This window comes from Mesorhizobium sp. 128a (assembly GCF_053848025.1).
Genome location: NZ_JBSPKY010000002.1, coordinates 274,897 through 283,708, shown reverse-complemented (window position 1 = coordinate 283,708; position 8,812 = coordinate 274,897). Strand labels below are relative to the sequence as shown.

8 protein-coding genes and 2 pseudogenes are annotated in these 8,812 nt (G+C 63.0%); 5 read left to right on the top strand and 5 right to left on the bottom strand.

Annotated elements, in window-relative coordinates:
* Nucleotides 1-4 precede the first annotated feature (4 nt).
* From ACWTU9_RS05060 to ACWTU9_RS05045, 4 genes and pseudogenes are all read right to left on the bottom strand, one after another.
* Nucleotides 5-2,362 (bottom strand): response regulator, encoded by a 2,358-nt coding sequence (locus ACWTU9_RS05060; RefSeq protein ID WP_455857345.1) that lies wholly within the window; start codon nt 2,360-2,362, stop codon nt 5-7.
* 113 nt (nt 2,363-2,475) lie between these two features.
* On the bottom strand, nt 2,476-2,691 hold the full coding sequence (locus ACWTU9_RS05055; RefSeq protein ID WP_455857344.1) for a tautomerase family protein: 216 nt from the start codon (nt 2,689-2,691) through the stop codon (nt 2,476-2,478).
* A gap of 26 nt (nt 2,692-2,717) precedes the next feature.
* Nucleotides 2,718-2,858: pseudogene (locus tag ACWTU9_RS05050) on the bottom strand (oxidoreductase); the annotation flags it as partial.
* 5 nt (nt 2,859-2,863) lie between these two features.
* Nucleotides 2,864-3,604, bottom strand: a complete 741-nt coding sequence (locus ACWTU9_RS05045; protein WP_455857343.1) for an SDR family oxidoreductase — start codon at nt 3,602-3,604, stop codon at nt 2,864-2,866.
* 103 nt (nt 3,605-3,707) lie between these two features.
* Between ACWTU9_RS05045 and ACWTU9_RS05040 the strand changes: the two genes are divergently transcribed.
* The 3 genes and pseudogenes from ACWTU9_RS05040 (at nt 3,708) to ACWTU9_RS05030 (ending at nt 6,055) form a co-directional block, all read left to right on the top strand.
* Nucleotides 3,708-4,601 carry a LysR family transcriptional regulator gene (locus ACWTU9_RS05040; RefSeq protein WP_455857342.1) on the top strand — a complete coding sequence of 298 codons (894 nt, stop codon included), beginning with the start codon at nt 3,708-3,710 and terminating at the stop codon, nt 4,599-4,601.
* Between the two features lie 119 nt (nt 4,602-4,720).
* A pseudogene (locus tag ACWTU9_RS05035) lies at nt 4,721-5,198 on the top strand (carboxymuconolactone decarboxylase family protein).
* Complete coding sequence (locus tag ACWTU9_RS05030; protein WP_455857341.1) at nt 5,198-6,055, top strand: sigma-70 family RNA polymerase sigma factor; 858 nt, start codon at nt 5,198-5,200, stop codon at nt 6,053-6,055. The pseudogene ACWTU9_RS05035 and the gene ACWTU9_RS05030 overlap by 1 nt, the downstream one beginning before the upstream one ends.
* A 117-nt stretch (nt 6,056-6,172) precedes the next feature.
* On the opposite strand, the gene ACWTU9_RS05025 is transcribed toward ACWTU9_RS05030, so the two are convergent.
* Nucleotides 6,173-6,757: a TetR/AcrR family transcriptional regulator gene (locus tag ACWTU9_RS05025; protein ID WP_455857340.1), complete on the bottom strand. Its 585-nt coding sequence runs from the start codon at nt 6,755-6,757 to the stop codon at nt 6,173-6,175.
* Between the two features lie 102 nt (nt 6,758-6,859).
* On the opposite strand from ACWTU9_RS05025, the gene ACWTU9_RS05020 reads away from it, so the two are divergent.
* Nucleotides 6,860-7,675 carry an oxidoreductase gene (locus tag ACWTU9_RS05020; protein WP_455857339.1) on the top strand — a complete coding sequence of 272 codons (816 nt, stop codon included), beginning with the start codon at nt 6,860-6,862 and terminating at the stop codon, nt 7,673-7,675.
* A 67-nt stretch (nt 7,676-7,742) separates the two neighbouring features.
* Nucleotides 7,743-8,744, top strand: coding sequence for an NADP-dependent oxidoreductase (locus ACWTU9_RS05015; RefSeq protein ID WP_455857338.1), 1,002 nt, complete (start codon nt 7,743-7,745; stop codon nt 8,742-8,744).
* Nucleotides 8,745-8,812: the final 68 nt, after the last annotated feature.

Below are 8,812 nucleotides of genomic sequence, written 5' to 3'. Positions count from 1 at the left end.
AGGGCTACGCTGTCTTCACCGCCACTGTCTCGCTGAGCCAGGTGCCGATCTTGCTGCCGAGGCGGTCGGGCGAAACGGGCTTGGGCAGATAGTCGTCCATGCCGGCCTCGATGCATTTGTCGCGGTCACCCTTCAGCGCGTGCGCGGTGACGCCGATAATCGGCGTATGGTTGCCTGTCGCCGCCTCCGCCGCCCTGATGGCGCGGGTCGCCTCGTAGCCGTTCATCTCCGGCATGGAGACGTCCATCAGGATCAGCTTCGGCCGCAGCGCCCGGTACATCTCGACGGCGGTGCGGCCATTGCCGGCGATGCGGTAACTGAGGCCAAGGCCATTGAGGATCTGGCCGAAGACCAGCTGGTTCACATCATTGTCCTCGGCAATCAGGATATCGATCGGGCCGTTCGGCGTGGTCACCGATTCGGGCACCGTGGCCGCGGGCATCACCGGACCACGAATGACGGTGAAGGCCGGCAGCGCCACGGGAGCCGCCTGCGCGACAACTGGCTCGCGAACGAATTGGGCTTTGCCGATCTGGGCGCGGGCCTTCTGGATGACCGAGATGACGGTGCCGAGCAGGATGGCCGAGCGCGCCGGCTTGGTGAGATGCGCGGCAATGCCGAAATCGATGACCATCTTGCCGAAATCAATCTGGTCGACCGAAGTCAGCAGCACCATCGGGATGGCGGAGAGACGGCTGTCTGCGGCAATCGCCTTGGCGACGTCGGCGCCGTTCATGCCGGGCATCTGGTAGTCGAGGATGATGCAATCGACGGCAGCACCGAGCTGGCTGGCCCGGTCGAGGAAGGCGAGGCCGACAGCGCCGCTTTCAGCAGCCGCGCAGTCGAAGCTCCAGCTTCTGAGCTGCTCCAGCAGGATCTCGCGGTTGACCGGGTTGTCGTCGATGACCAGCACGCGGGCGCCGGTCACGTCGACCGGCACGATCTCGTCGCGGGTCTCCTGCTGATGCGCCGGCAGCGGCACGGCGAACCAGAACACCGAGCCGCGGCCGATTTCGCTTTCGACGCCGATCTTGCCGCCCATCAGGTCGACGAGGCGGGCGGCAATCGCAAGGCCGAGCCCGGTGCCTTCATGCCGGCGTGTCGACGAGCCGTCGACCTGGGCGAATTTCTCGAACACGTTCTCCAGCTTCTCGGCCGGAATGCCAATGCCGGTGTCTTCGACGCGGACCTTGAGCTGGACCAGACCGTCGACTACCTCGCCGCCGACATCGATCAGCACATGGCCCTTTTCGGTGAACTTCACCGCATTGCCGAGCAGATTGGTGACGATCTGGCGGAAGCGTCCGGCATCGCCGACGACGTGGGCCGGCAGGCGCGGGTCGACACGCACGATCAGCTCGAGGTTCTTTTCGGCGACGCGCGCCGACACCAGCGTGGCGACGTCCTCGACCGCTTCGGCAAGCCGGAAGGGCGCCGGATCGAGCGTCAGCTGGCCGGCATTGATCTTGGAGAAATCGAGGATGTCGTTGATGATGGTAAGCAGCGCATTGCCGGATTTGACGATGACGTCGGTGAAGGTTTTCTGGCGCGCGGTGAGGTCGGTCTTGGCGAGCAGCTCGGCCATGCCCAGCACGCCGTTCATCGGCGTGCGGATCTCGTGGCTCATATTGGCCAGGAATTCCGATTTGGCGCGATCGGCGGCTTCGGCCTTGAACAAGGATGCTGCGGATTCGGTGAAGGCGCGGCGGATCGCCTTTTCCATCGGCCGGAAGATCCACAAGGCGACAATGGCAAGAACCGCAAACAACAGGCCGCTTGCCCACAAAAGCAGCCGGTCGCTGGAGGCGTCGGCCAGATGGCGTTCACTGTCCAGGGCCGTGCGCACCCGCACCAGCATCGGCTGGACGAACAGATCGTTCTGGTTGAGGATTTCGCGCGAACTCCATTCGTCGGTCTTTTGCGCCGCCGACATCAGGTTGAAGTTGCGCACCATATCGCGCGACGACCAGAACAGGTCGCCGTTGACGGAAGCGGAGGAGAGTTCGTTGAGGGTCCTGGCCGACAGGCTCGGCTTGATCGCGGCAAGCTGGGCCGAGAGCGTTTCGATCTCACCGGTCAGGCGTTGCGAATGGCCGCGCGCGGCGGCGGCAAGGCCGTCGCGGGTTTCCGTGCGCCAGGCGGTGCTGGCGGTTTCGGCAAAACTGGACGCATTGCGCAGATCGCGGGTGAAGACGACGAGATTGCTGCTCAGCGCGTCGACGTCGTGACGAAAGGAGTTGACGCGATTGAGCGCAAACATCACGGCGGCGGAGGCCAGCGCGAAGATCAACAATCCCGAGATATAGCGGATCCGGATCGAACGGATGAAGGAAGAGTATTCCGGCACGCGCAACCCCAACATATACGCATCATTTTAATGGTCGGGATTACGCTTGATTTACATTAAAATTTCGTTCGCGCCGGATCCGTTGCATTCCTGGGTGCCAAGCATGGACTGGATGCGATATCCCGAACTCAGGCGTCCTTGGCCCGGTAGGCATCAGGAATGAAGAAGACTTCGTCGGCGCGGCCGTAGCCTCCGTCGGCGACTTCCTCGATCAGCACCATTGTGTAGGGGCGAACGCCTTCGCCGAAATACTCGACGAACATCTGCGTGGTCTTGTGGATGAGGTCTTCCTTCTGCGCCTTGGTGAGGGCGGCCTCAGGCGTCTTGAAGTTGGCAAAGGGCATTTTAAGGTTCCTTTTCGGGTTGGGTGTCATGGCGACGGGTGGAGAAGGTCGGCAAGGCCGATGCGCTCCAGAAGCTGCGCCCGGACGCGGTCGGCGACGCCGTTGACGATGACCGCGCCGTCGTCTGACGGATCGATATGGACGCGGAACGGCCGGCGGCCGTGCGGCATCCTTAGATCGCGCCGCCATTGGCGCGGATGATCTGGCCGTTGACCCAGTGGCTTTCCGGGCCGGCGAGGAAGGCGACGAGCCCGGCTATGTCATCGGGCTGGCCAAGGCGGCCGAGCGGGATGAGTTTCGCGATCGCCTCGATCTGCGCGGCATTCTTGCCGTCGGTGAAGAGATCGGTTTCGACCGGCCCGGGCGCGACGGCGTTGACCGTGATACGGCGCGGGCCAAGCTCCTTGGCCAGAATATGCGTCATGGCTTCGACGCCGGCCTTGGTTGCGGCATAGACGCCATAGGCGGGCTGGTAGAAGCCCACCACGCTCGACGAAAAATTGACGATGCGGCCGCCATCCTTCAGGCGCCGCGCGCCTTCGCGCATGCCGCGGAACGGCCCGCCGAGATTAATGGCGACCTGGCGTTCGAACGCCGCGTCGTCGGTCTGCGCAATCTGCGAGAGCTTCATCAAGCCGGCGTTGTTGACGAGAATGTCGGTTCCGCCGAAAGCCTTTTCGGCAGCATCGAACAAAACACCCATACCGCCGGGTTCGCCGATATCGGCCTGGACCGCCAGCGCCGTGCCGCCGGCGGCTTCGATAGCCGAGACGACCGCCTCGGCATCGTCCTTGCCGCGTGCATAGTTGACGACGACCGCAATGCCGTCCTTGGCGAGCCGTCTGGCGATCGCCGCGCCGATGCCCCTGGAAGCACCGGTCACTATCGCCGTTCTTGCCTGCAACTTGTCCATGTTGATCTCCAATCGTTGTGCTGGAGTCGATATAGATTGTCGTCCTCGCCGGATAGTCAGCCTGGCGTTGACAGCAGTATTCGGATTGGGCGAACAATACGGTATGGATCGACTCGACAGGATGGAGCTGTTCGTGCGCGTGGTGGAGCGGCGCAGTTTCACCGCTGCAGCGGCCGATCTTGGCCTGCCGCGTTCGACCGCGACCGAAGCGATCAAGCAGCTGGAAGATCATCTGGGCGCGAGGCTCTTGGACCGAACCACGCGCCACGTCGCCACGACGCTCGATGGGGGGGCCTATTACGAACGCTGCCTTTCGATCCTGGGCGAAGTCGAAGACGCCGAGGCCGGGTTCCGCAGCACCGAACCGCGCGGCCTGTTGCGCATTGACGCGCACCCGCTTCTGACGCAGAGGTTCCTGCTGCCCGAGCTGCCAGCCTTCCTTGAGCGCTACCCTGAGATCGATCTCCAGATCGGCCAGGGCGACCGGCTGGTCGACCTGGTGCGCGAAGGCGTCGACTGCGTCATTCGCGCCGGCGACCTGCAGGATAGCGGCATGATCATGCGACGATTGGCGATGATCGGCGAAATCACCTGCGCCAGCCCGACCTATCTGAAGCGCCACGGGGTGCCGGCATCGCCCGAGGCGCTGGAGGGCCATCAGGCCGTCGGCTTCATCTCCTCGCGTACCGGCGAAGTCCTGCCGCTGGAGTTCACCACCGGCGCGACGGTGCGTCGGGTTGCACTGCCGGGCCGGGTGCGGGTCAACAATTCGGACACCGCGGCCGATCTGGCGCGCCTGGGTTTTGGGCTTTTGCAAGCACCGCGCTATCGGCTGGAAAAGGATCTGGCGGATGGGACGCTGGTCGAGGTGCTGCAGGATTTTCCGCCGACGCCGACACCATTATCGGCGCTCTATCCGCAGAACCGGCAGCTTGCTCCCCGGCTACGCGCTTTCCTTGAATGGGCGTCCCGCATTTTCGCCGAGGCGAGGCTATGAAGCTCGGATCGGCGTCATCCCAGCGCCCATCAGCTGTTGGGCGAAAAATTCGTCCGCATGTCACACCAGCCGATCCCGTCTCGTCATGATGTCGTACTCCAACAGAAGGAAGCCCAATCATGACCGCCAAGATCAATCTGTTCGCCGCTGCCCCTGCGCTGATGAAGCAATGGCAGCGCAGCTCGACCGAACTCGCCGTCGCCGCCAGCCTTGAGCACAGCTTGAACGAGTTGGTGAAGCTTCGTGCGTCGCAGATCAACGGCTGCGCCAATTGCATCAATCTGCATGCCGTCGAAGCGCGCGAGAATGGCGAAACCGAGAAGCGCATCTATCTGTTGCCGGCCTGGCGCGAGGCGCCCTGCTAGCGATCGCGAGCGCGCCGCGCTCGGCTGGACCGAGGCGCTGACGAGGCTTAGCGAAGGAAAGGATCGCGAGAGCGCCTACGAAGCCTTGCAGGCGCATTTCACTGAGGAAGAACAGGTCAAGCTCACCTTGATGATCAACATCATCAATGGCTGGAACCGCATCGCCTTCGGCTTCGGCCTGTATGCCGATGCAGCGGCGATACGCTCCAGCGCCAAGGCGGCAGCGGCTTGATGACGGAGGCTGAAACCGAGGATGCGGCAGCAGGCTTCGGCCCGCTGCGTCCGAAGCTGATGCGGGTCGCCTATCGCATGCTCGGCTCGGTGGCCGACGCCGAGGATGTCGTGCAGGAGGCCTTCATCCGCTGGATGAGGACCGACCGGTCGCAGGTGCGCGAGCCCGAAGCGTTCCTGCGCCGCACGGTGACGCGGCTTTGCCTCGACCAGCTCAAATCCGCGCGGCGCCAGCGCGAGACCTATATCGGGCCATGGTTGCCCGAGCCGGTCGTCGAAGAGGACGATCTGGAGGACGTCACCTTGCCGCTGATGCTGGCGCTGGAGCGGCTTTCGCCGCTCGAGCGGGCGGCCTTTCTGCTGCACGATGTGTTCGGGCTGGAATTCGAGGAGGTCGCCACCGCTATCGAGCGCGACTCCGCAGCTTGTCGGCAGCTTGCCGCCCGCGCACGAGGCCATGTCCGCCAGGAGCGGCCCCGCTTCAAGGTGGAGAAGCAACGCGGCCTTGAAATCGCCGAAGCCTTCTTCGCGGCGTCACGCAGCGGCGACATGCAGGCGCTAGGCGCACTGCTGACGGAAGATGTCAGTTCGCACGCCGATGGCGGGGGCAAGCGTCCGGCGGCTTTGGCGCCGGTGCTTGGCTTCGACGCCGTCATGAAACAGTACACGCAGGTCGCGGCCTGGCTGCGCGACAATCGCTCGACGCTGGTGCGCGTCGGCTTCGTCAACGGATTGCCGGGGTTCGTTACGCGGGAAGCCGATGGCGAATTGCAGACGACCGCCCTTGAAATCGAGGAGGGCAAGATCGCGGCAGTCTACGTCATGCGCAATCCCGACAAGCTCAGGCATCTGCATTAGACCCGTGCTTCAAATCACGGAGCGAATAGCGGTTCGGCAAGCCTGCAAAGCAGACCCTTCCTGTGTGCGACCCGTCATGACGATGTGACGGGCTGTCGCCGTTGCCGCCGCCGACCTCTAGGATGCCTTCCCACCCTCAGGTGTCTGGATCAGCCTGCGCGCAGCATCTGCTCCGGCCGCGAGGATGCGATCCGACAATTCCGTCCCTGCCACCGCGCGAGCCAACTGAAGGGCGCCGATGAGGGTCGCAAAGACACCCATGGCGGCGCTTTCCGGATCCTCGGTCCGCGGGAGCGCGGCAGACAACTGGCGCACCAGAACCAGCAGGTGTTCGGTATAGGCATCGCGCGTTTCGGGTGGCTGACGCGCGAGTTCCGGCAACAGCGCGGCCGACGCGCAGCCCGTTCCCGGATTATCCCGGTGCTCGGCTGACAGATACGCTGCTATGCCCATCTCCGGGCCACCGGCGGCCAATGCTTCCTGCAGTTGCCGTGACTGGATCTCCATAGCCGCCGCCAGGCTTTCACGCACAAGCTCCGCCTTGGATCGAAAGTGCGGATAGAAGGCCCCGTTCGTCAGGCCGGCGTCGCCCATGATGGTTGCCAGTCCGGACGCAGCTATGCCGTCACCGCGAAAACGCTGGGCTGCGACCTCCACGATCCGATCGCGTGATGCATCCTTTCGGCCCTTTTCGTAGCGCATGGCGGCGTTCCTTTCTGCTATTGCATTATGAGCGTAATGTGATATTACGACTGTAATTCAATCAACGGCAAAGAGCCAGCCCTCATGTCTATGGAGTATCAAATGGGTGCATTTTCGGGAAGAACCGCGATCGTGACCGGAGCCTCGTCGGGCATCGGCCGCGCCAGCGCCGAGGCCTTGGCGCGGGCAGGATATACTGTCTTCGGGACAAGTCGCGGCAAGTCCGGCAACGGTCCGGGGCAGGTGTCCATGCTGACGTGCGATGTGACCGACAGCGACTCCGTCAGCGCCCTCGTTTCAACCGTGCTGGTGCAGACCGGGCGGATCGACCTCTTGGTCAACAATGCCGGTATCGGCCTGCTCGGCGGCGCCGAGGAATTCTCGGTCGCACAGGTGCAGGCCCTGTTCGACGTCAATCTGTTCGGCGTCATCCGCATGACCAATGCGGTGTTGCCGTGGATGCGGCGGCAAGGCGAAGGGCGCATCATCAACATAGGCTCGATTCTGGGATTGGTACCCGCGCCATATTCAGCACACTACTCGGCGGTCAAGCACGCGCTCGAGGGCTATTCGGAGTCGCTCGATCACGAGGTGCGTGCGTTCAATATTCGCGTCTCGGTCATCGAGCCGGCATTCGTGCGTACCGTCTTCGACCAGAACGGTATCGAGCCGGATTCTCTCTTGAAGGAATACGATCAGGCTCGAGCCGGGCTCACGGCACTGCTTGCCGATGTGATGCCCAAAGCCGATCGGCCGGAAGTGGTGGCGGATGTGGTCGTCAAGGCGGCGACCGATGCCCGTCCGCGACGGCGCTATACCGCAGGGAAAGCGGCGCGCCAGGTCAGCCTGCTGCGCCGCTTCGCCCCCGCGGCGATGTTCGACAAGACCTTGCGCAAGCAGTTCCGCCTACCGGTCTGACAACGGTGAGACGGAGAATTTCACCCACAAACGGCACGCCAACAGACACTTTCAGAAAGTCACTGCCATGAAGGCATTCGTTGTCGATAAGTATAACAAGAAAGGCATTCTGCGGCTGGCCGAGATCCCGGAGCCGAAGCCCGGCGATAACGATGTCCTGGTCGAGGTCCATGCCGCAGGAGTGAACCTGCTGGATTCCAAGGTCAGGTCCGGCGAATTCAAACTCATCCTGCCCTATCGCCGGCCCTTCATCCTCGGCCACGACGTGGCTGGGCGGGTTGTCAGGGTGGGCTCGAAAGTCCGCAAATTCAAGCCCGGCGACGCTGTCTATGCGCGGCCGCGCGACGGCCGGATCGGGACATTCGCCGAGTTCATCGCAATCGATGAAGCCGATGTGGCCCTGAAGCCCGCGAACCTCAGCATGGAAGAAGCGGCTTCAATCCCGCTAGTGGGTCTGACCGCCTGGCAGACTCTCATCGAGAGGGCTGGCCTGAAGAAAGGCCAAAAAGTCTTCATCCAGGCTGGTTCCGGCGGCGTGGGGACATTCGCCATCCAACTGGCAAAGCACCTCGGCGCGACCGTTGCGACAACGGCGAGCGCGGCGAGTGTCGATCTGGTCAAGGGTCTCGGCGCCGATGTCGTCGTCGACTACAAGAAAGACGACTTCGAGAAAGTCCTGTCGGGCTATGACGTCGTCCTGAACAGCCAGGATGCCAAGACGCTTGAAAAGTCCCTGAATATACTGAAGCCGGGCGGCAAGCTCATCTCCATCTCCGGCCCGCCGGATCCCGAATTTGCCAGGAAGCTGGGACTGAACCTGATGCTAAGGCTGCTGCTGCGCCTGCTGAGTCGCGGTATCCGGACCAAAGCCAAGCGCCGGGGCGTGGAATTTTCGTTCCTGTTCATGTGGGCGCAAGGTGAGCAACTGAGCAAAATCACGTCCCTCATCGAAGATGGGGCGATCCGCCCGGTTGTCGACAGGGTCTTCCCCTTTGAAGCAACCAAGGAGGCTCTGGCTTACGTCGAAACAGGACGTGCCAAGGGCAAGGTCGTCGTCAAGGTCAGATAGTGCACCCACTTGGTTCGGGGCGATCGCGTGACCCTGATTAAGGCAGTGAAAACGGACAAATTTCGAGA

Coding starts and splice junctions, on each gene's coding strand:
- ACWTU9_RS05055 (WP_455857344.1), bottom strand. CDS start 2,691: ATGCCCTTTGCCAACTTCAAGACGCCTGAGGCCGCCCTCACCAAGGCG.
- ACWTU9_RS05030 (WP_455857341.1), top strand. CDS start 5,198: ATGACGGAGGCTGAAACCGAGGATGCGGCAGCAGGCTTCGGCCCGCTG.
- ACWTU9_RS05040 (WP_455857342.1), top strand. CDS start 3,708: ATGGATCGACTCGACAGGATGGAGCTGTTCGTGCGCGTGGTGGAGCGG.
- ACWTU9_RS05025 (WP_455857340.1), bottom strand. CDS start 6,757: ATGCGCTACGAAAAGGGCCGAAAGGATGCATCACGCGATCGGATCGTG.
- ACWTU9_RS05015 (WP_455857338.1), top strand. CDS start 7,743: ATGAAGGCATTCGTTGTCGATAAGTATAACAAGAAAGGCATTCTGCGG.
- ACWTU9_RS05020 (WP_455857339.1), top strand. CDS start 6,860: ATGGGTGCATTTTCGGGAAGAACCGCGATCGTGACCGGAGCCTCGTCG.
- ACWTU9_RS05060 (WP_455857345.1), bottom strand. CDS start 2,362: ATGTTGGGGTTGCGCGTGCCGGAATACTCTTCCTTCATCCGTTCGATC.
- ACWTU9_RS05045 (WP_455857343.1), bottom strand. CDS start 3,604: ATGGACAAGTTGCAGGCAAGAACGGCGATAGTGACCGGTGCTTCCAGG.